The 22440-nt window shown below is 58.4% G+C and carries 20 protein-coding genes; 17 read left to right on the top strand and 3 right to left on the bottom strand.

The features are described from left to right. Positions 1 to 34: 34 nt before the first annotated feature. The 13 genes from B3605_RS04480 (at position 35) to dhaL (B3605_RS04415) (ending at position 14650) form a co-directional block, all read left to right on the top strand. A complete protein-coding gene (locus B3605_RS04480; RefSeq protein ID WP_296432564.1) occupies positions 35 to 829 on the top strand; it encodes a transporter substrate-binding domain-containing protein in 795 nt (264 codons plus the stop codon). 71 nt (positions 830 to 900) lie between these two features. Then, positions 901 to 1575 (top strand): amino acid ABC transporter permease, encoded by a 675-nt coding sequence (locus B3605_RS04475; protein WP_183794955.1) that lies wholly within the window; start codon positions 901 to 903, stop codon positions 1573 to 1575. Then, positions 1572 to 2309, top strand: a complete 738-nt coding sequence (locus B3605_RS04470; protein WP_296432561.1) for an amino acid ABC transporter ATP-binding protein — start codon at positions 1572 to 1574, stop codon at positions 2307 to 2309. Before B3605_RS04475 ends, B3605_RS04470 begins: the two co-directional genes overlap by 4 nt. A gap of 30 nt (positions 2310 to 2339) precedes the next feature. Beyond that, complete coding sequence (locus B3605_RS04465; protein WP_296432559.1) at positions 2340 to 3599, top strand: cysteine desulfurase-like protein; 1260 nt, start codon at positions 2340 to 2342, stop codon at positions 3597 to 3599. Beyond that, positions 3599 to 5008: a dihydropyrimidinase gene (gene hydA, locus B3605_RS04460; protein WP_296432557.1), complete on the top strand. Its 1410-nt coding sequence runs from the start codon at positions 3599 to 3601 to the stop codon at positions 5006 to 5008. Before B3605_RS04465 ends, hydA begins: the two co-directional genes overlap by 1 nt. 586 nt (positions 5009 to 5594) lie before the next feature. After that, on the top strand, positions 5595 to 7073 hold the full coding sequence (locus tag B3605_RS04450; protein WP_296432556.1) for a sugar ABC transporter ATP-binding protein: 1479 nt from the start codon (positions 5595 to 5597) through the stop codon (positions 7071 to 7073). 54 nt (positions 7074 to 7127) lie between these two features. Next, complete coding sequence (locus B3605_RS04445) at positions 7128 to 8132, top strand: ABC transporter permease (RefSeq protein WP_112942327.1); 1005 nt, start codon at positions 7128 to 7130, stop codon at positions 8130 to 8132. Between the two features lie 84 nt (positions 8133 to 8216). Then, entirely contained in the window at positions 8217 to 9203 is a 987-nt protein-coding gene (locus tag B3605_RS04440) for a substrate-binding domain-containing protein (RefSeq protein ID WP_018897678.1), read from the top strand. A 63-nt stretch (positions 9204 to 9266) separates the two neighbouring features. After that, the gene (locus B3605_RS04435) at positions 9267 to 10040 is read left to right on the top strand and encodes an SDR family oxidoreductase (RefSeq protein WP_296432554.1); all 774 of its coding nucleotides are present in this window, start codon (positions 9267 to 9269) and stop codon (positions 10038 to 10040) included. Positions 10041 to 10073: 33 nt separating this feature from the next. Continuing rightward, positions 10074 to 11066, top strand: coding sequence for a dihydroxyacetone kinase subunit DhaK (locus B3605_RS04430; RefSeq protein ID WP_296432552.1), 993 nt, complete (start codon positions 10074 to 10076; stop codon positions 11064 to 11066). An 11-nt stretch (positions 11067 to 11077) separates the two neighbouring features. Continuing rightward, positions 11078 to 11725 (top strand): dihydroxyacetone kinase subunit DhaL, encoded by a 648-nt coding sequence (gene dhaL, locus B3605_RS04425; protein ID WP_296432551.1) that lies wholly within the window; start codon positions 11078 to 11080, stop codon positions 11723 to 11725. Positions 11726 to 11925: 200 nt separating this feature from the next. Then, the gene (locus B3605_RS04420) at positions 11926 to 13950 is read left to right on the top strand and encodes a bifunctional sugar-binding transcriptional regulator/dihydroxyacetone kinase subunit DhaK (protein WP_296432606.1); all 2025 of its coding nucleotides are present in this window, start codon (positions 11926 to 11928) and stop codon (positions 13948 to 13950) included. A gap of 58 nt (positions 13951 to 14008) precedes the next feature. Then, complete coding sequence (gene dhaL / locus B3605_RS04415; protein ID WP_112942322.1) at positions 14009 to 14650, top strand: dihydroxyacetone kinase subunit DhaL; 642 nt, start codon at positions 14009 to 14011, stop codon at positions 14648 to 14650. Positions 14651 to 14872: 222 nt separating this feature from the next. Here dhaL (B3605_RS04415) and B3605_RS04410 read toward each other — a convergent pair whose 3' ends face one another. Beyond that, a complete protein-coding gene (locus B3605_RS04410; RefSeq protein ID WP_296432604.1) occupies positions 14873 to 15484 on the bottom strand; it encodes a TetR/AcrR family transcriptional regulator in 612 nt (203 codons plus the stop codon). A 105-nt stretch (positions 15485 to 15589) separates the two neighbouring features. On the opposite strand from B3605_RS04410, the gene B3605_RS04405 reads away from it, so the two are divergent. The 3 genes from B3605_RS04405 to B3605_RS04395 all read left to right on the top strand — a co-directional run bounded on the left by B3605_RS04405 (position 15590) and on the right by B3605_RS04395 (position 20082). After that, complete coding sequence (locus B3605_RS04405) at positions 15590 to 16276, top strand: PspA/IM30 family protein (protein ID WP_296432548.1); 687 nt, start codon at positions 15590 to 15592, stop codon at positions 16274 to 16276. A 35-nt stretch (positions 16277 to 16311) separates the two neighbouring features. Beyond that, positions 16312 to 16593 (top strand): YiaA/YiaB family inner membrane protein, encoded by a 282-nt coding sequence (locus B3605_RS04400; RefSeq protein WP_112820740.1) that lies wholly within the window; start codon positions 16312 to 16314, stop codon positions 16591 to 16593. Between the two features lie 93 nt (positions 16594 to 16686). Beyond that, positions 16687 to 20082 (top strand): acyl-[ACP]--phospholipid O-acyltransferase, encoded by a 3396-nt coding sequence (locus B3605_RS04395; RefSeq protein WP_296432545.1) that lies wholly within the window; start codon positions 16687 to 16689, stop codon positions 20080 to 20082. 411 nt (positions 20083 to 20493) lie between these two features. Here B3605_RS04395 and B3605_RS04390 read toward each other — a convergent pair whose 3' ends face one another. Both B3605_RS04390 and B3605_RS04385 read right to left on the bottom strand, forming a co-directional pair. Then, positions 20494 to 20859 carry a hypothetical protein gene (locus tag B3605_RS04390; protein WP_296432543.1) on the bottom strand — a complete coding sequence of 122 codons (366 nt, stop codon included), beginning with the start codon at positions 20857 to 20859 and terminating at the stop codon, positions 20494 to 20496. 199 nt (positions 20860 to 21058) lie between these two features. Further along, entirely contained in the window at positions 21059 to 21736 is a 678-nt protein-coding gene (locus B3605_RS04385; RefSeq protein ID WP_296432541.1) for a dimethylsulfonioproprionate lyase family protein, read from the bottom strand. Between the two features lie 290 nt (positions 21737 to 22026). Between B3605_RS04385 and B3605_RS04380 the strand changes: the two genes are divergently transcribed. Then, positions 22027 to 22422, top strand: coding sequence for a hypothetical protein (locus B3605_RS04380; protein WP_296432539.1), 396 nt, complete (start codon positions 22027 to 22029; stop codon positions 22420 to 22422). The last annotated feature ends 18 nt before the right edge of the window (positions 22423 to 22440 follow it).

Raw genomic sequence — 22440 nt, 5'->3', positions numbered from 1 at the left:
AAAAATGTGCGCCACATAACAAGGGGAACCTAAAATGCGTCGTTTTTCGATTTTGAAGACTGTCATGCTTTCCGGCGTGCTAGCGATGGCTGGAGCCGCCGCTCATGCCGCGGATCTGTCCGTTGGTGCCAATGTCGGTAACGTCCCGTGGGAGTTTCAAGACGAGTCCGGGAAGACAGTTGGCTTCGAGGTCGATCTCGTCACAGAGATCGCGAAGCGCCTCAACAAGTCGGTGGAGTTCGTCAATATTCCGTTCAACGGGCTGTTCTCCGCCGTTCAATCGGGCCGCATCAATATGGCGATCTCGTCGATCACCATTACCGACAAGCGCCTGGAGTCTGTGAGTTTTGCCCAGCCCTATTATGACAGTGATCAGTCGCTAACTGTCATGGGAGCGAGTGGCATAAAAGACCTGAAAGATATGAGCGGCAAGACCGTCGGCGTCGATACGGGCTCGACCGGGGATGTGTGGGCGACCAGCAATACCGCAAAGTACAGCCTCGGCGAAATCCGCCGGTTTGAGGGCCTACAACCGGCGATGCTAGATCTCGCCGCAGGCCGTATCGACGGCTATATCAGCGATATTCCAGCACTCCAGTACTACGTCAAGGACAAGCCGGAGATCAAAGTCGTCGAGCGAATTCCGACCGGCGAAAAGTATTCGATCATGTTCAATAAGGGTGATCCGCTGGCCAAGCAGGTCAACGACGTCATCACGACGCTGAAGGGAGAGGGCTTCATTGCCAAGCTGCATGAAACCTGGTTCGGCGCCAAGGCGGAAGACACGACCTCGACGGTCAAGGTGGCAGATATGCCCACCGCAAAATAGGACCGGATGGTCAAGGTCACGGATGACGGGTTTGCCCGTCATCCGCCCCGAAACGGCTGATCGGTTTCTCAATGGATATTTTCACAACTTTTTTTAATCTGGCGGTGCTGGAGCGGTCGTTTCCGCTGCTGCTCTCTGGGCTCTGGATCACGCTCGAGCTTGGCATCGTCAGCATCGTTGGCGGCCTTATTGGCGGCCTGATCCTCGCGTTGCTACGCCTTTATGGGCATCGCGTGGCGCAAGCGATTGCCAAGATCTACATCGATATCTTTCGTTCAATTCCGCTGCTGGTGCTGCTGATTGTCATCTACTACGCTTTGCCGTTCGTAGGCATCCGGCTTTCGCCCTTTGTTTCCGCGGTTTCAGCGCTGACGTTGGTCTCGACGGCCTACACTGCCGAGATTTTTCGCGCCGGCATCGAGGCGATCCCGCGCGGGCAGTTTGAGGCGTCGGAGGCGCTTGGCCTTTCCTATCGGCACATGATGGCCGAGATCATTCTGCCGCAAGCAGTCAAGATCGTCATTCCGCCGCTCACCAACAACTGCATCAACGTGATGAAGGATACGGCGCTCGCCTCTGTCGTGGCGATGCCTGATCTTCTCAAACAAGCAACCCAAGCCCAGGCGCTGACGGCCAACCCGTCGCCCCTTATTGGCGCCGCTGTCATCTACATCGCCTTTCTCTGGCCGATGGTCATCATCGTCGCCCGCCTCGAAAAACGTTTCAGTGCCGGGAGACGGAGATGAAAACCATCGTCAGCATCCAAAATCTTGACAAATCCTACGGCCATTTCCAGGTGCTGCACGGCATCGACCTTTCGATCGCTGAAGGTGAGGTCGTGTGCGTTATTGGTCCCTCAGGCTCTGGTAAATCCACTCTTATCCGATGCATCAATCACCTCGAAAGTTTCTCGGACGAAAGCCGCATTGAAGTAGATGGCATCAGGGTTGTGCGTGGAAAAAATCTGGCACAAGTGCGAGCCGAAGTTGGCATGGTGTTTCAGTCATTCAATCTCTTTCCACATCTGACAGTCCTGAAAAACATCATGATCGCGCCGATGCGGGTACGCGGCACGCCGCCTGGAGAGGCGGCGCGCAAGGCGAGGGAATTGCTTGCCCGCGTTGGCATAACCGAACAGGCCGACAAGTATCCCGAGCAGTTGTCAGGTGGCCAACAGCAACGCGTGGCGATTGCTCGGGCGCTCGCGATGGAGCCACGAGTGCTGCTGTTTGACGAGCCAACGTCTGCACTCGATCCCGAGATGGTCGGGGAGGTTCTCGACGTCATGCGCAAGCTAGCCGGTACGGGCGTCACCATGATCGTCGTCACCCACGAGATGGGATTTGCCCGGCAGGTGGCGGATCGCGTGATCTTCATGGATGGCGGCCGCATCGTTGAGGCCGGTACCCCGGCCGAGATTTTCGACAATCCGCGCGAGGAACGCACGAAAAGCTTCCTACGCGCCGTTCTCAATCACTGACAAGAAAAGACAAGGTTCCGGAGGAACAACATGGAAGCGCAAACCCAATTCGACATCGATTTCGTCCGGAGCCAGTTCCCCGGCCTTGATCGTGGCTGGGTGTTTTTCGACAATGCCGGCGGCTCGCAAATTCTGAAACGCGCCGTAGAGAGGATTAATACGTTTCTCTACGACAAGAACGTTCAGATCGGCGGCAGCTACGACGTCTCGCAGCAGGCTGCCAAAGCCCTGATGGATAGCCGCATCGCGGCCATGCACCTCGTCAATGCCGCGCGTCCTGAAGAGATCGTCTTCGGCAGCTCCACAACCGTGCTTTTGCAAAATCTGGCGCGTTCGATGCGCAGCCAGCTTTCGGCGGGCGACGAGATCATCGTGACAATTTCCGATCATGAGTCGAATATCGGCCCCTGGGACGGCTTGCGGGACATTGGCGTCATAATCAAGTTCTGGCCACTCGATGCAACGACCTACGAACTCGACATTGCCGATCTCACGCCGCTGCTCACCGAGAAAACAAAACTCGTCTGCGTTACGCATGTTTCCAACATTCTGGGCGCCATCAACCCGATCGCCAAAATCGCTGAAGTAGTGCATGCCCACGGGGCTCGGATTTGCGTCGACGCTGTCGCCTATGCGCCGCACCGTGCTGTCGATGTTCAGGCCATGAACGTCGACTACTACGTCTTCAGCTTCTACAAGACCTATGGTCCGCATTACGCGATGATGTACGGGAAGTACAAGCATCTGCTGGAGCTTGATCCGCTTTACCATTTCTTCTATGGCCGCGATAAGGTGCCAGGCAAGCTGGAGCCGGGCAACCCGAACTATGAGCTTGCCTACGCGGTGACCGGGATCGTCGACTATCTTTGCGAACTCGGCACGAAAGCGGGAGCTAAGGGCTCTGCGCGCGAGCTGATCCTGGCCGCCTTTGACGCGATCACCGTTCAGGAGAATGCGCTGACCGAGCGTTTGCTGTCCTACCTGCGCAGCCGCAACGATTGCCGCATCATTGGCGAGACCGCCAACCGCAATGGCAGGCGCATTCCGACAATAAGCTTTGTCTTGGAGGGCCGGAATTCGGAGGACATCTGCAAGGCGATGGACGCCTACAAGATCGCGATCCGATTTGGCGATTTTCATGCGCGCCGCCTCGGCGACCATGTCGGCCTGCCGCAATATAACGGCGCCGTGCGCGTCTCCATGGTTCATTACAACACTATCGGTGAAGTCGACCGGCTGATCGCCGCGCTCGATGAGATACTCGCCGACCACAAGCGGGGCGCTGCCTAATGCATTTCGACACGATCATCAAGGATGGCACCGTCGTCACCGCCAGCGATACGTTTCGAAGCGATGTCGGCATTCGCGATGGGAAAATCGCGGCGCTTGCAGCGTCTCTTGATGGCGCGGACGAAATCATCGACGCCTCGGGCCTCTATGTGATGCCGGGCGGGATCGACAGCCATGTCCATCTCGCCCAACCATCCGGCGACGGTATCATCATGGCCGACGACTTTGCGAGTGGCACGCTATCGGCGGCCTTCGGCGGCAACACGACGGTTCTTACTTTTTGCATGCAGGAGAAGGGCGCGACGCTTCGTGAATCACTTAAGGCCTACCATGCGAAGGCCGAGGGCGAGTGCTTCATCGACGTCTCGTTTCATCTGGTCGTGACTGATCCTACATCCTACGTGCTTGGTCAGGAGCTGCCGGCGCTCGTTGAGGATGGATACACGTCGATCAAGGTTTTCATGACCTATGAGAACCTTCGCCTGCGCGACGACCAGATCCTCGACACGCTTGATAGCGCCAGACAATCAGGTGCGCTCGTCATGGTTCATTGCGAGAACGAAGATGCGATCCGATACCTGATCGGAAAGCACGAAAGGAATGGTGAACTCGCCCCGAAGTTCCATGCGCTGAGCCGGCCGGTTGCCGCGGAACGCGAGGCGACCCATCGTGCTCTTTCTCTCGCCGAAATCGTTGGCACATCGATCGTCATCGTTCATGTCTCGAACCGGCAGGCGATGGAAGAAATCGAGCGGGCTCGCAAGCGGGGCAGCAAGGTAGCCGGGGAAACTTGCCCACAGTATCTCCTCCTGACCGCCGATGATCTCGATGCTGCCGAACTGGAAGGCGCGAAGTTTGTCTGCTCCCCGCCGCCGCGCGACAAGGAAAGTCAAGACGCGTGCTGGGAGGGCCTGCAAAACGGCACGTTCGAGCTGTTTTCGTCCGACCACTGCCCGTTTCGCTATAATGATGACAGCGGTAAACTGAACGAGAAAGGCAAACGCCATTTCCGTTGGATACCGAATGGCATCCCAGGCGTCGAAACGCGGCTCCCTATCTTGTTCTCCGAAGGCGTTAGTAAAGGCCGTATCGATATCAACCGCTTCGTTGCGCTGTCATCGACGAACCATGCCAAGCAATATGGTCTCTATCCGCAGAAGGGCACAATCGCGATCGGTTCAGACGCCGATATCACGCTCTGGGATCCCTTGAAGCAAGTGACAGTAACCAACGATATCCTACACCACGGAGCTGACTATACACCGTACGAGGGGCTGGAAGTTTTGGGTTGGCCTGTTCTTACCATGCTGCGCGGCAGGCCAATAGTTCGCGACAGCGAGATCCAGAGCAGCGTGAAACAAGGCCGCTACTTGCAAAGAAATCGCGTCCTGCAACCAGAAGCGACCTAAAAGACCTGGTTCTGAAGGGCCGATATTCTGATTGCGGAACGACAACTTCCTCTGCAGACGTTGCCTTCAGGGCCCCGTAGGTGGCAAGCTTGCGCCCAACGAACATCTGTTCGGCGGGATGTCACAGTGGTGAGGAACAATGTTCACCGTGGCATTCGCCGCTGTCGATTGGCGCCGGCGGTGTTCCACACCGGACACCACACCTGTCTTAGCACTGTGATTCCAAGTAGGGTGATACCTGGCACCAACTGCGGTGCCACCCCTATATAATGCAGTGAGGTTGCGGCTGCCCTTGCAGCCCGCATAAAGCCCAAATGACTGCATCAACGCTTCTCCATTCACGCAATCTGAAAGCCACCTAGTCATCTCGGCTAAGGCGTTCCTTTGCACGACGGCCCTTTTTCGCCCTCCAGCCATCATTAATCCGCGCACGAAGAGCAAAGGCCACAAGCAATTCGTGAGCCGGCAATTTACATGATTGACATTTGTCGACTGGTGACTGACACTTGTAAAAATCGCTTCAATGGAGATGGAGCGATGACCCATCGACCACCAGAGGGATGGCCGGTGCATGGAGGAGCTGAGGTTGGAATATCTTCTTGAAGTCGAGGGGCTGAAAAAGTCCTTCAGTGGTGTCGCAGCGCTGCGTGACGGACGTTTTCAGCTCAAGGCTGGATCCGTGCATGCGCTGTGTGGAGGCAATGGCGCAGGGAAATCGACCTTCCTCAAGATCCTGATGGGCATTCACAAGCGTGACGCCGGATCGATCCGCCGCCGCGGCGCAGACGTCGAGTTCTCCGGTCCGGCGGCCGCCTTGGCATCAGGCATCGCCATCATCGAGCAGGAGCTCAGCCCCGTGCCGCACATGACGGTTGCGGAAAACATCTATCTCGGTCGGGAGCCCAAAGGCCGCTTTGGCGGCATCGACTTCAAGACGATGAACCAGAATGCGCAGCGGCTGCTCGAGCAACTCGAGTTCAACATCCGTCCGACGCAATTCATGATGAACCTGTCTGTCGCGCAGATCCAGCTGGTCGAAATCGCCAAAGCACTGAGCCACGATGCAGAAGTGATCTTCATGGACGAGCCGACGTCGGCGATCGGCGAGAAGGAAGCGCAGCAGCTTTTCAAGACCATCGAGCGATTGAAAGCTGCCGGAAAGGGTGTCGTTTACGTCTCTCACCGCCTGTCCGAGATTTTCCAGATCGCCGATGCTTACACGGTGTTTCGAGATGGCATGTACATCGGTGCGGGCGATCTTGCGGATATCGATCGTCCTGAATTGATCCGCATGATCGTCGGCCGTGAACTCGGCGAAGAATATGTCAAAACGAACACGCCGACTGACGTCACCGGGCTTGAGGTCACGGGTTTGAGCGCGACAGGCAAGGTCGATGATGTGTCCTTCTCCGTCAAGAAAGGCGAAATCTTCGGTATCTACGGGCTGATGGGCTCCGGCCGTTCTGAGATCTTCAATTGTCTGTTCGGTCTAGACCGGATGGACAAGGGTGAGATCAAGCTTGATGGCAAGGCGATCACCGTCAGCAAGCCAGTCGACGCGATGGAGCACGGGCTTGCCTTTGTCACCGAGGATCGCAAGCTGACGGGCCTCAATCTCGTCGACAGCGTTAGGGGCAACATCGCGCTCGCCAGCCTGCCGGAATTCAGCCCGGGCTTCATCATGCGTCGCGGCCAGGAGCAGGCTGCCAGCCAGAAGATGATCGAACGCTTCGGTATCAAGACCGCACGCGACACCATGGCGGTCTCGGGACTATCCGGCGGCAACCAGCAGAAGGTCGTTCTCGGGAAGTGGTTCCTGCGCAACCCGAAGGTGTTGTTGCTGGACGAGCCGACACGAGGAGTCGACGTCGGCGCCAAGCGCGAGATCTATCGCATCATCTGCGAATTCGCGGCCGCGGGAGGCACGGTGGTGATGATTTCATCGGAGATCGACGAGGTGCTCGGCATGTCCGACCGCATTCTTGTCATGCACAATGGTCGTTCGGCCGGCGTCTATCCGCGGTCGGAGACCGACGCGCAGGCGCTGGTGCATCTGTCGACGTGATCGGCGCACCGCGAATTTCTCAATACGGATCGGCATGGGAAGAGGTCAGAAACAGTGTCCCTTACAGACAACAAACCAACGACGGGCTGGTTCAACTCGGATCGCCGCAGGCTGCTCATTCAGGAATACGGCATCTTTCTCGCCTTCCTGCTTCTGTCTGTGATCCTATCGTTTTCCAACGAGTACTTCCTCACGGCCGGCAATATCTCGAACGTGCTGTTGCAGACGTCGATCAACGGTGTTCTCGCGATCGGCATGACTTTCGTCATCCTGACGCGCGGCATCGATCTGTCGGTCGGATCGGTCGTGGCGCTCGCCGGCATCGTCAGCGCCAGCTTCGTCACGACCTCGGCAACAGCCGGCATTGCGGGTGCGCCTTATCCTGCAGCCGTCGCTTTGCTGGTCGGTATCGGCGTGGGCCTGGCCTGTGGCGCCATCGTAGGCTTCATCGTTTCCCGCTTCGCCGTCCCCGCCTTCGTTGCCACGCTCGGCATGCTGTCGGCAGCACGCGGCATGACCCTGATCTACGGCGGCGGAAAGCCTGTGCCGGCACTGATCCCGGAGTTCCGCTGGATTGGCACCGGAAACATTCTCGGTGTGCCGATGCCGGTGGTCATCCTTGCCGTCGTCTTCATTGTGTCCTGGTGGGTCCTGACGCGCACGCGCTTTGGCCGTTATATCTATGCCGTCGGCGGCAACCCGCATGCAGCAATCACCTCGGGTATCAACGTCACCCGTATCCGCTTCGCCGTTTACGGCATCTCGGGCTCGCTTGCAGGTCTCGCTGGCATGATACTCTCCGCCCGCACAGGATCGGCACTGCCGCAGGCTGGCATTGCCTACGAACTCGACGCAATTGCGGCAGTCGTCATCGGTGGCACCAGCCTCTCGGGCGGTGTCGGCAGGGTGACTGGAACGCTGATCGGCGCACTCATCATCGGCGTCATGAACAACGGCCTCGATCTGATGGGTATCCAATCCTACTACCAGCAAGTGCTCAAGGGCGCACTCATCGTCGGCGCAGTCATGCTGGACCAGAAACGAAATCAAGGTCTCTGACCTGATAATTCGGATCGTATCCGCGATCCGTTGGCAAACCGCGCGTCATACCGGCGACCGGACATCTCTATGGAGGAGAAACAGATGAAGAAGTTGATGCTCGCACTTATCGCCAGTGCGGCGATCCTGACTGCGCCAGCCATGGCGCAGGAAAAGAAGCTGAAGATCGGTGCCACGACCTACGGCCTGAATGCCGAGTTCATGCAGATCTGGTCGGCCGCGCTGAAACAGCATCCGGCAGTGAAGAGCGGTCAGGTGGAACTGACGGTGTTCGACGGTCGCTATGACGCACTGGTCCAGCAGGAGCAGTTCAACACCATGATCACGCAGAAGTTCGACGCGATCATCTTCGTGCCGATGGACATCGAAGCTGGTGCTGCTGCCGTTCAGGCCGCCCATGATGCTGGTATCCCGGTCGTCGGCTCCAACGCTCGCGTCAACTCCGATCTCCTGACCTCCTATGTCGGTTCGAACGACGTCGAAGCAGGCGAACTCGAAGCCAAGGCTGTTCTCGACAAGATGGGTTGCAAGGGCAACCTGGTCATCCTCGAAGGCCCGATCGGACAGTCCGGCCAGATCCAGCGCCTTGAAGGCAACGAAAAGGCGCTCAAGGCGTGCCCTGACGTCAAGGTTCTCGAAAAGCAGACCGCCAACTGGTCGCGCGCCGAAGCCCAGACTTTGATGGAAAACTGGCTGACGTCGCATCCGGGCCAGATCAACGGTGTCATCGGCCAGAACGACGAAATGGCGCTCGGCGCGATCGAGGCGATCAAGGCTGCAAACCTGAAGGTTGAAGACTTCGCAATCGCCGGCGTCGACGGCGTCACCGATGCCATCAATGCCGTCAAGCGTGGCGAAATGGCATCGATCCTGCAGGATGCCAACGCACAGGCACAGGGCGCGCTCGACGTCGCCATCAAGGCCGCGAACAAGGATGCCAAGCCGGAATCGGCGATCTGGACCCAGTATCCGGAAATGAAGTGGGAAGACGGCGCCTCCAAGGACTACCTCGTCCCCTGGACGCCAGTCACCAAGGAAAATGCCGACAAGCTGCTCGAATCCCGCAAGTAACGAACGCAAAGCCAGGGCGGGCAACATCCCGCCCTGGCCTCCACACCGCAAAGGCTTGAAGAGATGACAGACACTGCACCCCAAATTGACCTCAACTTCCCGCTGACGGGCAAGATCGCCGTCGTGACTGGCGCCGCATCCGGGATCGGCTCGGCGATCTCCGACGCGCTGACGGCAAAAGGCGCCACGGTGGCCGTACTCGATATCAATGCCGATATCGCCGCTGCCAAGGCGGCCGCGCTCGGTGGCGGTGCCAAATCTTTCGTCTGTGACGTCTCCCAGCCAGACTCGGTCAATCGCGCCATATCGGATGTCGTCGCAGCATTCGGCCGCATCGACATTGCCGTCAACAGCGCGGGCGTTGTCTTCCTGGCGCCAGCCGAAGATCTGTCGCTCGACTATTGGGACAAGACGATCAACACCAATCTCAAGGGCAGTTTTCTCGTTACCCAAGCCGTCGGCCGCGCCATGATCGCTGCAGGACAAGGCGGCAAGATCATCAATCTTGCGTCGCAGGCGGGCACCGTCGCGATCGAGGAGCATGTCGCCTACTGCGCCTCGAAATTCGGCGTCATCGGCATGTCGAAAACCTTCGCTGCCGAATGGGGCAAATACGGCATCACAGTCAACACCATCTCACCGACCGTGGTCCTGACCGAGCTCGGCAAGAAGGCTTGGGCTGGTGAAAAGGGAGAGGCCGCCAAGAAGCGCATTCCCACCGGTCGTTTCGCCTATCCCGAAGAGATCGCTGCCGCTGCCGTCTTCCTGGTTTCGGATGGCGCCAACATGATCAACGGCGCCGATCTCCTGATCGATGGCGGCTACACAATTCTCTGAGCCGAAGCGCCAGGACATTTTCAAGGAGACTTCATGCAACGCTTCGTCAACAATCCCGACCTCGTCGTCGAGGATACAGTCAAGGGCTTCATCAAAGCCCATTCCGATATCGTGCGCCTTGCCGAGAACCCGCGTGTGGTTGTCGCCAAGAATGCACCGGTGAGCGGCAAGGTCGGCGTTATCACCGGAGGCGGCTCCGGCCACGAGCCTGGCTTCATGGGCTACACCGGCAAGAACATGCTGGATGCCGTTGCCGTTGGCGAACTCTTTTCTTCCCCGACTGCCAAGAGCTTTCATGACGCCATCCGAGCAGCTGATGGCGGGGCAGGCGTGGTCTGCCTCTACGGCAATTATGCCGGCGACAACATGAACGTGAAGATGGCGACAAAGCTCGCCACCAAGGACGGTATCGAGGTCGCAACCGTCGTTGCCAATGACGACGTCTGCTCCGCACCGCTGTCGGAGCGCGAAAAGCGTCGCGGTGTTGCCGGCGAGATCTTCATGTGGAAGATCGGAAGCGCCAAGGCCACGCAGGGCGGAAGTCTCGAAGAGGTTCGAGCGGCCGCACAAAAGGCGATCGACAACTGCCGGTCGATCGGCGTCGGCCTCGGGCCGTGCACCCTGCCGGCTGTCGGTCATCCTAATTTCCAGATTGAGCCGGGTACGATGGAAGTTGGTATCGGCCATCACGGGGAGCCTGGTGTGCGCGTCGAGCCACTCAAGCAAGCGGCAGATGTCGCCAGGGACATGTGCAAGATCGTTCTGGATGATCACAATCTTCCTGCTGGAACCGAGGTTGCCGTTCTGGTCTCGGGACTGGGTGCGACACCGCTCAACGAACTTTACATTCTCAACGACACAATCGAGAGCGAGATCACCGGTCGCGGCCTCGTCGTCTACAAGACCTATGTCGGGAACTACTTCACATCGCTTGAAATGGTAGGCGCCACATTGACGGTCTTTGCGCTCGATGCCGAGACCAAGCCGCTTCTCGACCTCGAAACGTCCTGCACAATCTTGCTCTGAGGAACGCTGACATGCAAACTTTCAAGAACGCCTCGGCGGGCGCCATCGTCCTTTCGCTGGCAGAGCGCATCATCGAAAATCGGGCCTATCTCAGCGAGATCGACGGCAGGATCGGTGATGGTGACCACGGGGTCAATATGGCGAAGGGTTTTGGAATGGCAGCCGAACGCCTCAAGGGGCAGGATGCCTCGCTGAGTGTAGCGTTCGAGACCCTCGGAACGTTGCTGATGACAGAGATCGGCGGTTCGATGGGTCCGCTTTATGGTGTCATGTTCACCGAATTCGGTGAGACGCTCGAAGGCAAGGACGCTGTGGACGCCAGGCTGTTCAGCCACATGCTCCACGCAGGGCTGGATGGTATCCAGTCGATCGGATCTGCCAAGGTCGGCGACAAGACGCTGATTGACGCCTTCGTCCCCGCGGTGAATGCTTTCGACGAGGCCACGGCATCCGGAAAGTCCTTCGCCCAGGCACTGACCGCGCTGACTGAAGCCGCCGAAAAGGGGCGCGATTCGACGATCGATCTGGTCGCGAAAATTGGCCGCGCCAGCCGTCTCGGTGAGCGGTCGCTCGGCATTTTGGACGCCGGCGCCACTTCCTGTGCACTCATTTTAAGCGAAATCTCGATCGGCGTCTCCTCCCGGCTGGAAGGCGTTTGATCTTCCCTGTTGTCTCCCAAGACGGCGCGGCCTGTCTGATCGCGGCAGGCCGCGTACCACGCGGTTGCAAACAGGTCGCATTGGCGGCATCTTCCCGGCACATGTAAGCGGGAGTTCATTCCACGGTGGCAACGGTTAAGACACAGCAGGCGAGAAAGGCCGGCCCAGGCAAAAGCGACCTCGCTCAGGCACCTGATGCGATGCCTTTGCGCTACGGCGACGACCCTTACGTCTGGGCGTGCTGGCTCTATTACGAAGACGGTCTGACCCAGGGCGATATCGCCGACGTAATGGGCATATCCCGTGCGACCGTGAACAGCTATCTAGCCGAGGCGCGAGATCGCGGCATCGTCAACATCACCATTGAGCCGGCCCGGCTTGCATCACTGACGGTAGCACAAGCACTCAAGAGACACTTCGGCCTTGCCGATTGTCTCGTCGTTCCAAGCGAAGACACCGCCAGGCCGTTGATCGACAGGATAGGTGTCGCCGGTGGGCAGGCGCTTCATAGATTGATCAAGTCGGGTGATACGATCGCGGTCTCGTGGGGGCGCACGGTCCTGGCGATCAGTGAGCGCGCCGAGGTTCCGGGTTTGCAGGATGTCACCGTCGTGCAAGCAACCGGCGGGACGCGCGCGAGTTTCGCCTATACGCCGGAGCTCTGCGCATCGGCGTTGGCCGATGCCGTCAATGGAAAGCTGATCAATATTTCAGCGCCTGCCATTGTTTCGTCAACCGCAGTGAGAGAGGCCTTTTTGCAGGAGCCTCTCATCGAGAGCCAGTTCGACGTGCTCGCGCGCGCAAACAAGGCGCTGTTCGGCATTTCGTCGCTGCGTCCCAATTCCACCATCCATACCAGTGGCTTTTTTGAATCCGTGCCACTGCAGGAGTATCTTGCCAAAGGTGCCGTCGGCGTCGTGGCTGGTCGCTTTATCGACGGACATGGTCGCCCAATCGCAGGTCCGCTCGATGAGCGGACAATCGGCATTTCCCTCGATATGCTGAAGAACATCAATCTGCGCATCGCTGCTGCGGGTGGCTTCGACAAGGTACCGGCCATTCTCGCTGCGTTGCGCGGCGGCTATGTGAACGTATTGATTACGGATGCTGCGACCGGCCGCGGCATATTGAACGCTGATGGCGTAACCGATATCGACCAGCGATCGTCGCAACGTCTGCGGCCCGATAATCAGGCACCGCTGCCATCGTCCACACGCACGCGCGTGAAGAAGTTCCTGAACGATCCCGACAAGATCGTCGAAGAGATGCTCGATGGCGTGGTACGCGCGCATCGCAAATATTTGTCGCCGATCGACAAGTCGAACCGGGCCCTTGTCGCTCGCGACGGGCCAAGACCGGGAAAGGTCGGTCTCGTTATTGGCGGCGGCTCCGGACATGAGCCAGGATTCCTCGGCTATGTCGGCAAGGGGCTCGCCGATGCCGTATCGATCGGAAACATCTTCTCTTCACCCCCTCCCTTGCCCATCCTCCATTGCGCGCAGGCAGCATCTGGAGGGGCCGGCGTTCTTTTCGTTTACGGCAACTATGCAGGCGACGTGATGAATTTCGAGATGGCCGCGGAGATGGCAGAAAGTGCCGGAATTCCAATTCGAACGGTTCTGACCACCGACGACATCACCTCTTCACCCCTCGAGGATCGAGATGGCCGTCGCGGCGTGGCAGGCAACTTCTTCATCTTCAAGATCGCCGGAGCCGCCTGCGATCGCGGTCTTCCACTCGACCTTTGCGAAGCAGTGACCCGCAAAGCCAATATGCAGACGTACACGGTGGGGGTGGCGCTCGAGGCGTGTTCGATGCCGCAGACCCAGCGCCCCAATTTCGAGATCGGGGCAGACGACATTGAGTTTGGCATGGGTATCCATGGTGAGCCGGGCGTTATTCGCGAAAAAATGATCAGCGCCGACGAGATCGTCGACAGAGTGATGGACCGGATCCTTGCCGAGATGAACCCGGCCGAAGGCAGTCGAGTTGCTGTCCTCGTAAATTCGTTCGGGGCTACCCCTATGATGGAGCTCTACGTCCTCTTCAGACGCGTCGAGCAGCGTTTGAGCGCCAGGGGTATTGCCATCGAGGCGAACTGGATTGGGCACTACTGTACGTCACTCGACATGGCCGGAGCTTCGATTTCCATCATGGAGCTTGATCAGGAACTGACGGAACTCCTGCACCATCCATGCGACACCGCAGTCCTAACGATAAAATAAGACAACGAGATACGTTCGGCGCCTAGACGAGCGTGCCTTGATAGTGGGAGGGCAATCAATGCAAGAGAATGATGCGCGCAAACTCAACCAGATGTTCAACCGGATATCGAACCTGATTGCCGCCGAAAAGGACTATCTGACCGAACTGGACGGCGCGATCGGTGATGCCGACCATGGTATCACAATGATGCTCGGGTTTGGCGCCGTGGCCAGTGAGCTGGCACGATCCGATTTCGAAGACATGCTTCCGTCAGCCGTGATGACCACAGCCGCGTCCGTGTTCCTCAACGCCGTCGGGGCGTCGACCGGACCGTTATATGCGACGGCCTTCCTGCGTGCGGCAAAGACGCTTGAAGCGCGCCAGTCTCTTGATGCCGCCGGCCAGGTCGCTCTGTTGCAAGCGATAACCGTTGGAATACAGGAGCGCGGGAAGGGACAGCGCGGCGACAAGACAATGCTCGACACCTGGATCCCCGCGGCAGAGGCCGGCGTCGCAGCTCTGGAGCGTGAAAGCGGACCTGGCGAACTCTGGCGCGATATCACGGCCGCGGGCGAAAGCGGCGCTTCAGCCACACGTTCGATGGTCGCGGTACGCGGCCGCGCCGCTCGTCTTGGGGAGCGCTCGCTCGGTCATGTCGACCCCGGGGCCGCGTCTGCGGTCCTCATTTTGAAGGCTATGGCAGAGGTTTTCGCTGTTTGAGAGTTTCCTTTGAGGTCCCTCAATCTCCTTCAGTTGGAATTTTCACGAAATCGAAATGTGCAAGCGGTCATGAAGCGCCGTCACACTAGCCGTACGGGATTGGCTGCTGCGACGGTTCGACCAGGCGGTGCGGGGAAGGGCGGACTGGCGCGCGACTGCAAGCTTCTCGAATTTTTGACAGGCGGGCTGCATTTTCTTGTCCGTGCGGAAAGCGCCCGGTGCTCAATCATCGCGCAGGGAGGCGGCACCGGCGGCGATCATGACAATGATCGCGTCGAGTTCTTCTCCCAACCGTTCCGGCGGCAGACCGACGAAACGAGCCTCCAGGGTTATGCTGATGATGCCGTGAACTGCGCCGAACAGGGTCCTTGCGCGCACGGCGCGATCTTCAATGCTCATCTCGGGCTGGAGCTGAGACAAGGGCTCGGCAATCAGGCTCAACAGGAAGAGATGTTCATCGAGATGCCATTGCGGGGATGGCGTGTCTTCGGGCGGATAGTGCTCGAATAAAGCTTTCCACAGATTGCGGTTGGACATGGCAAACCTCAGATAGCCCTGCGCCAGCCCACGCAGCCGGTCGGTAGGTGACCCTGTCCTCACTTGCGCCGACCCCAGGGACTGCTCAAGCGCCTTCAGCGTCGTTGAATTCACATGGATGATAAGGTCGCTGAGATCAGTGAAGGCGCTATACAGGCCGCCCAGCGCACAGCCGGCATCCTGGGTCACGTCGCGGGCACGCAAGTTCGCCAGACCGTCGCGTTCGATGCGGTCGCGCGCTGCCTCAAGCAGCCTTGCTTTTAGATCTTCCCGCTTTTCTTCCCGCCTTCCCATCATTGCTCTCCAAAATAATTGAACGCCGTTCAAAATATTTCTTGAACGTCGTTCACGATTGTGCGACACATCCATTCGTGAACAACGTTCATAAACGGGAGAGGCCAGATGTTCAATCTAATTGCAACGCTCCTGCGCGCCAGAGCGCACGACGCCGAGCAGATGCTCGCCGACACGCATGCAGCGCCGCTGCTTGCTCAGCAGATACGCGATAGCGCCCGAGCCATTCAGTCCGCCCGGCTTGCACTGGCCGTCGCTATCGCCCAGAACGAAAAGGAACGCAGCCAGCACGCGGTGATCGTGTCACGGATTGCCGATCTGGAGGAGCGTACGCTGGCAGCCCTTTCCAAGGGCAATGACAGCCTCGCCCGGGAAGCCGCCGACACAATCGCCTTTTTCGAAGCGGAGCGCGCAGCCTGCGAAAAGGCACAGACACAGTTCACCAGCGCCATTACCAAGCTCAGGCAAACAGTCCGCTCCTGTGAAGGGCGCCTGACGGACTTGCAACGCGGCGAACGGCTGGCGCGCGCGACACATGCTGCCCAGAAGATCGATCACGCAGCGGCCGGCACCCGCCTCGCCACGCTTGATGATGCCGAACGGACGCTCGAACGTCTTCGCGATCGTCAGAAACAGACAGACATGGTTTCTACTGCGCTCAAGCAGATGGAGGCTCCGGCGCGGTGCGCCGATCTGACCGAACGACTGGCTGAAGCTGGATGCGGAGCGCCGCTGCGATCCTGCGCCGACGACGTACTGGCACGCCTACGCGCGCGGCTGGAAGCCAACGCCTGAACTTTCCACCTCAATTCTCACAAGGGATCAGAACCATGAACGACAGTTTTCAAAAACATTCGCAAAGCTGGGTCAGCTTCTCCTACATTTCTTTTGGTGCCGCAGCATTCATGCTCGCGCTCGGGCTGTGGATGATGCCACTCGACTTGTGGGGCAAGGGATATCTCGCCATGGGCATCGTGATGCTGGTCCAGACGACGGTCAACATCACCAAGACTTTGCGTGACAATTCGGAATCGGAAAAGCTGATCCGCAAGATCGAAGATGCCAAGACCGAAAAGCTGCTGGTTAAGTTCAATCGCGACAGCGACAGTTAAACCTCGTTAACGACGTCACGGAGTTATTCGGGTTCTCAACGATTGCCTAATAACTCCGTGGTTTTCCTGCAGTGATCCAAAAGGAAAGCCCCAATGCACGACAGCCTGATGAAATCGAGGAAATTCGCGCCGTTGTTCTGGACGCAATTCCTCTCCGCCTTCAACGACAACTTCCTCAAACAGACGCTGATCTTCCTGATCCTGGCGACGATGGCGGCCGATGGTGCAGCCCTTGTGACCCTGGCCGGCGGTATTTTCATCGTGCCCTTCCTTGCCCTGTCAGCACTTGGCGGCGAACTTGCCGACAAGCACGACAAGGCGCAGATGGCCTCGCGGCTGAAATTTGCCGAAATCGGCGTTGCCGCCCTCTCCGTTGTCGGCATTGCCTTCTCGTCGATCTCCGTTCTCATGGTTGCGCTGTTCGGCTTCGGCGGCATCTCTGCGCTGTTCGGGCCGATCAAATACGGCATCTTGCCAGATCTTCTCGAAACCGCGGAGCTTCCCAAGGCCAACGCCTGGATTGAAGGCGGAACTTTTATCGCCATCCTGACAGGTACGATCGTTGCCGCGCTAGCCTTTGCCAAGGGCGACAACGTGTGGGTGTTCGGCCCGATGATGATGGCGCTCTCGATCCTATGCTGGCTTTCGGCGCGCATGATCCCGCGCATCGGCCCGCAGGCTCCGTCACTCGTTGTTGACAAGAACCTGTTGCGATCCAGCATGACACTCGTTAAGGAACTGGGCGAGGACCCCCGGGTTTTGCGATCGGCCCTGATGAATTGCTGGTTCTGGTTTGTCGGTGCCTTCATTATGTCCATGCTGCCGATCATGGTCACCGAAATCCTCGGCGGTTCGGAACTCGTTGTGCCTGCCTATCTGGCGATCTTCGCGATCTCAATTGCCGTTGGCTCGGCAGTTGCCGGCTGGATGTCGGCGGGCCGCATCGTGCTTCTGCCAGCGCCTGTCGGCACGACCATCGTCGCGCTGTTCGGGCTTGATCTTGCTTGGAACCTGTGGGGCCTGCAGTCGGCCGCGCACGCTGAAACGATCCTGGAGTTCTTCGCCGGTCAGAACACGATCCGGGTGGCGGCCGATCTCGCCGGCATGGCCATTGGCGGTGCGTTCCTCGCCGTTCCTACCTTTGCCGCCATGCAGACTTGGGCGGATGAAAAGCGCCGAGCCCGCGTCATCGGTGGTGCCAACGTGCTGTCAGCCCTATTCATCACCCTGGGGCTGGCCTTGGTCGCGATCCTGCAGGCGATCGGTGTTTCCGTACCAATGATCGTCCTTGGTCTTTCCATCATCAACGTCGGCGTCGCCTGGTTGATGCTGCGATCGCTGCCGACCAACCCATTCCGCGACTTCATCTCGATCCTCTTTCGCGCCTTCATGCGTCTGGAAGTCGAGGGCCTTGAAAACATCCGCAAGGCCGGCCGCGCGCCGATCATCGCGCTTAATCATGTGAGCTTCCTGGACGGCGCGCTGGCGCTTGCCATCACCGAAGATGAACCGGTCTTTGCAGTCGACTACAAGATCGCGCAGGCATGGTGGGTTCGGCCGTTCCTGAAAATGTGCAGGTTTCTGCCACTCGATCCAACCAAGCCGATGGCGACCCGCTCGCTTATCAAGGTCGTCCAAGACGGCAGTGCCATCGGCATTTTCCCGGAAGGCCGTTTGACGGTTACCGGTACGCTGATGAAAGTCTATGACGGCGCTGCCATGGTTGCCGACAAAACAGGCTCGATGATCGTGCCCGTGCGCATCGACGGTCTGGAGAGAAGCTATTTCTCAAGGCTCTCGGCCGGCCAGGTGCGTCGCCGGCTCTTCCCCAAGGTCAAGGTGACTATCCTTGAGCCGGTGCGTCTTGAAATTCCGGACGATCTCAAGGGGCGCAAGCGCCGTGTTGCCGCCGGTGCAAGCCTATACAAGATCATGTCAACGCTTCTGTTCAAGACGACCAACACCAACCTGACCGTGCTGGAGCGCATAATCGAGACCGCCCAGGAACGCGGAGGCAGCAAGCTTGCCGTAGAGGACCCGATCAGTGGCCCGCTCTCTTACAGCAAGTTGCTGACAGGTGCCGCCGTTCTCGGTGCGAAGTTCAAAAAGATGTTTCCCGGCGAAAAGACCCTTGGTGTGATGCTGCCGAATGCCAATGGCACCGCAGCAGCCGTCCTCGGCGTCATGTCTGCAGGCAAGGTTCCCGCCATGCTGAATTTCACCGCCGGTGCAGCCAACATTCTTTCTGCCTGCAAGGCGGCTGAGGTGAAACATGTGCTTTGCTCGCGCGCATTCGTCACGCAAGGCAAGCTTGGCCCGATCATTGCCGAGCTGGAAAAAGAGGTGACCCTTGTGTGGCTGGACGATCTGCGCCAGACGATCACCACCGTCGAGAAGATCGTCGGACTTCTACGACGTTACAAGCCGCTGGCGAGACAGTCGGCACAAGACACCGCCGTCATCCTTTTCACATCCGGCTCGGAAGGTGCACCCAAGGGCGTTGTGCTGACCCATCGCAACATCCTGTCGAACGCTGCCCAGGCGGCCGCGCGCATCGATTTCCACTCTGGCGACAAGGTCTTCAACATCCTGCCGGTCTTCCATTCCTTCGGCCTCACCGCCGGAACAGTCCTCCCGCTGGTCGCCGGTGTGCCTGTCTATTTCTATCCGTCACCGCTCCACTACCGCATCGTGCCGGAACTCATCTACACGTCGAATGCAACGATCATTTTCGGCACTGATACGTTCTTGAACGGCTACGCGCGCACGGCCCATCCATATGATTTCCGGTCGATCCGCTACATTTTCTCCGGGGCCGAACCGGTCAAGGCATCAACGCGCGAGACCTATATGGAGAAATTTGGACTGCGTATCCTTGAAGGTTACGGAGTAACCGAAACCGCGCCGGTCATTTCGCTCAACACCCCGATGTTCAACCGCTCGGGCACTGTTGGCAAGATCATGCCGGGAATGGAATGGAGGCTCGATCCGGTTCCCGGCATCGATGAAGGCGGCCGCCTGTTCATCCGCGGCGCAAATGTCATGGCCGGGTACCTCAAGGCTGAAAATCCCGGCGTGATCGAACCGCTCGCAGACGGCTGGCATGACACCGGCGATATTGTGACAATCGATGAGGATGGCTTTGTCACTATCCGGGGCCGAGCCAAACGTTTTGCCAAGATCGGCGGTGAGATGGTGTCACTGGCGGCGGTGGAGGCCCTCGCTGGTCAGCTTTGGCCCGGCAACCTTTCGGTTGTCTCATCCATTCCTGACGCCAAGAAGGGCGAGCGTCTCATCCTTCTGACCGATGCACCAAGTGCCACTCGCGCTGAGTTCGCAAGCTTTGCCAAGGCCAAAGGCGCGATGGACATGATGGTTCCGGCCGAAGTGAATGTCGGCACGGTGCCGGTCCTGGGTTCGGGTAAGATCGACTTCGTTGCCGCAAGAAAACTCGCACTGTCCGGGCAGCCGTCTCTGGATGCCGCGTAGAAAGGTGCGGGCACGCGAACGGCGGTCGACGCCTGCCGTTCGCGTGCTGCAAGGTGGTGGCGCTCGCGGACCTTCATACTCCGCTTTCAAAGGTGGTCTTCCGCCGGCGCGCTAGCGCATGGAGTAACCGCCGTCATTGTAGAGCACAGAACCGGTCATGTTCCCATGGTCGAGGAGAAAAAATGCGGCGTTGACTGCTTGGTCGGTCGTCTTCTCCCTAGTCAATCAGCGAACCACAACAGAACTTGAGGGCAAGATCGCCTTCGCATCCCCCGCGGCGAGCCGCCATGCATGTCTGGTGACGGCCACCATCTATAGCCGTTCTCCCCTACAGACCGGTCGACGTATTCTTGTCGACCAGGCAAAGACTAGCCTTCTCCTCCTGCCCAAACCGCTGAACGATGGGCACAGTCACGCCTTGAAGCAACGGTGAGCCGAATATCCGGCCGGGTTCGTCACATCGGCGCCAAAGGCAGGGCTAACCCGTACCGATGGAAGATGATGGCAAGTAAAGCCAACGAGGAAGGTGAACGGCTTATCGAGAAATAGGGGCGCAAAAGCATTGCAGTTGAACGAGCGCGGTTGGATAGCCCTTGCGGAAATACCATCACAGGTTACTCTCTCTTCAGGGATTCGTTTCACGCAGTTGAACTGGGAGGGAATCAGGATGCATCGGAAGAACGAGTATTTCTGGGAAGACGAGCCCATCGAGTTTTTGCTGCTTGCATCCACGTTGGCTGGGGCAACGATCGTTGCAGCCGCCGTGATGGTCATCATGGCTTTTCTTTGAGAAATGCCGCCCGATTTTGAGCGAACGTCACACCATTATACCGGCGCTTGGTCAGAGCCCGATATGGATGGTCCAGCGCAAGCAACTCCTTGACGGATAGTGTCTCGGATTGTCGGGACTCTAGCTTAACAGCACCGATGAGCACACTCCAGGCGATCGCGTACTGTCTCGCAAGGCGCCAAGCAGCTACTTGAAGCCTTCCTCGAGCTGGCACCAGACGGCAAGTAGTGGCTGCGAGGTGCATCGTATTGCGAAGGTCTGCGCTTCCTCAACCGCAAAGACCGATCCAGCATCAGCCTTCATCCATGCTTCCCCATCGATGCATATCTCTGATGGGCTCAGCAGTACGAATGCCTTTGAGCGGGCCTGCACATTATCGGGGAACCGGGTATACGGTTCCATGAGGATCAGACAGATCCTGATGTCCGGGCGCGTCTCAAGCCCTGAAGGTCCAACCAAGACGCTGTGTGCGTGTGCTTTCGAGAAGTTTACGCTGGCAAATGGACCAGATCGGCCGCTCTTCCATACAATATGCCGGCTGAGATTGGCGAGCGCATTTGCCAAGCTCGGTCCTGGCCGGACGGATCTCTGAGCGTGGCGCACCGCTGTTTCGAATGACTGCTTGCGTTGCGCCGCTTCTTCCAGATTGAAGCTCCCTGTTCGTTCTGTGCGCTGAAGCACTTTGCCTGCAATGAAGCTCGCCGTTGGAGAAGCGTTAGACGACAACATTACGGAAGCAAAGGCATTGAGGAAGGCTTGCAACTCGTTCGGGCGACGAACCCCGCCTCGCACGACAAGCCTTGCCACCACACCGTCCTTCTCCGTCACAAGGAGGTCCGCGGAGTGGTCGGTCTTCTTACTCATTCACTCGGATCCACATCTGGCTCGTTGTCGAGATCGCTCAGGTCTTGCGATACCTGTACCAGGGGGCGTGTTAGCCACGACTGCCATCTGGAAGCAAGCCCAAGGAGCGTTTGAACTGGCAGCGTATGAATTTTACCCTCATCCAGCGTCGGATCGAACCCTTCATGCGGTCATTGCGCCGGAGCGCCAAGAACGATCATCTGCAGAGGCTCGCCTATTTCAAGAGGCCTTTTGGTCTTGAACATTTATTGTCGAGTGCCGATCTACGCTGAGTGTCAGGAGCCATTCTCATGCTTGCCGTTATCGTGTCTGTCTGCGCCTCGATTTGCGCGATCGTCTATATTCGTTACTATGCCTTGAAAACCAGGCTGACCGAAAAGTCGATCGACGAAGCAATCGCCAGAAGGCTTCAGGCTTCACCCTTGATGGCGGAGGTCCGTGATCTGCGCGAACTCAACGGCGTGATGCGAAACTTGCTTGTCGACATTGTCGAAGCGGAAGATATGAAGCCGCAGAGCGCCATCGGGGAAATCTCGCAGCAAGAGCGAAAGCGACTGGTCTCGATCAGGGAGACAAGACGCCGTGAGATCTACGCGGAGGCGCTTGTCGTTCTGCGTCAGGCAGATGTTTCAGCACCTGGAACCACCGTCGAACGAGCGCACGGCAATCAAAGGCCGAATTTTTAAAAGCCTTGATTTGATGAC

This window comes from Rhizobium sp. UBA1881 (assembly GCF_002338015.1).
Classification (GTDB): Bacteria; Pseudomonadota; Alphaproteobacteria; order Rhizobiales; family Rhizobiaceae; genus Rhizobium.
Note: the sequence above shows the minus strand (reverse complement) of the source record. Positions and strands in the feature narration are given on the sequence as shown.

What these genes read in the sequence shown, in the direction of transcription:
- B3605_RS04480 (WP_296432564.1), top strand. Translation starts at nt 35, where the DNA reads ATGCGTCGTTTTTCGATTTTGAAGACTGTCATGCTTTCCGGCGTGCTA.
- B3605_RS04475 (WP_183794955.1), top strand. Translation starts at nt 901, where the DNA reads ATGGATATTTTCACAACTTTTTTTAATCTGGCGGTGCTGGAGCGGTCG.
- B3605_RS04470 (WP_296432561.1), top strand. Translation starts at nt 1,572, where the DNA reads ATGAAAACCATCGTCAGCATCCAAAATCTTGACAAATCCTACGGCCAT.
- B3605_RS04465 (WP_296432559.1), top strand. Translation starts at nt 2,340, where the DNA reads ATGGAAGCGCAAACCCAATTCGACATCGATTTCGTCCGGAGCCAGTTC.
- hydA (WP_296432557.1), top strand. Translation starts at nt 3,599, where the DNA reads ATGCATTTCGACACGATCATCAAGGATGGCACCGTCGTCACCGCCAGC.
- B3605_RS04440 (WP_018897678.1), top strand. Translation starts at nt 8,217, where the DNA reads ATGAAGAAGTTGATGCTCGCACTTATCGCCAGTGCGGCGATCCTGACT.
- B3605_RS04435 (WP_296432554.1), top strand. Translation starts at nt 9,267, where the DNA reads ATGACAGACACTGCACCCCAAATTGACCTCAACTTCCCGCTGACGGGC.
- B3605_RS04430 (WP_296432552.1), top strand. Translation starts at nt 10,074, where the DNA reads ATGCAACGCTTCGTCAACAATCCCGACCTCGTCGTCGAGGATACAGTC.
- dhaL (WP_296432551.1), top strand. Translation starts at nt 11,078, where the DNA reads ATGCAAACTTTCAAGAACGCCTCGGCGGGCGCCATCGTCCTTTCGCTG.
- B3605_RS04420 (WP_296432606.1), top strand. Translation starts at nt 11,926, where the DNA reads ATGCCTTTGCGCTACGGCGACGACCCTTACGTCTGGGCGTGCTGGCTC.
- dhaL (WP_112942322.1), top strand. Translation starts at nt 14,009, where the DNA reads ATGCAAGAGAATGATGCGCGCAAACTCAACCAGATGTTCAACCGGATA.
- B3605_RS04410 (WP_296432604.1), bottom strand. Translation starts at nt 15,484, where the DNA reads ATGATGGGAAGGCGGGAAGAAAAGCGGGAAGATCTAAAAGCAAGGCTG.
- B3605_RS04405 (WP_296432548.1), top strand. Translation starts at nt 15,590, where the DNA reads ATGTTCAATCTAATTGCAACGCTCCTGCGCGCCAGAGCGCACGACGCC.
- B3605_RS04400 (WP_112820740.1), top strand. Translation starts at nt 16,312, where the DNA reads ATGAACGACAGTTTTCAAAAACATTCGCAAAGCTGGGTCAGCTTCTCC.
- B3605_RS04395 (WP_296432545.1), top strand. Translation starts at nt 16,687, where the DNA reads ATGCACGACAGCCTGATGAAATCGAGGAAATTCGCGCCGTTGTTCTGG.
- B3605_RS04390 (WP_296432543.1), bottom strand. Translation starts at nt 20,859, where the DNA reads ATGATGACCATCACGGCGGCTGCAACGATCGTTGCCCCAGCCAACGTG.
- B3605_RS04385 (WP_296432541.1), bottom strand. Translation starts at nt 21,736, where the DNA reads ATGAGTAAGAAGACCGACCACTCCGCGGACCTCCTTGTGACGGAGAAG.
- B3605_RS04380 (WP_296432539.1), top strand. Translation starts at nt 22,027, where the DNA reads ATGCTTGCCGTTATCGTGTCTGTCTGCGCCTCGATTTGCGCGATCGTC.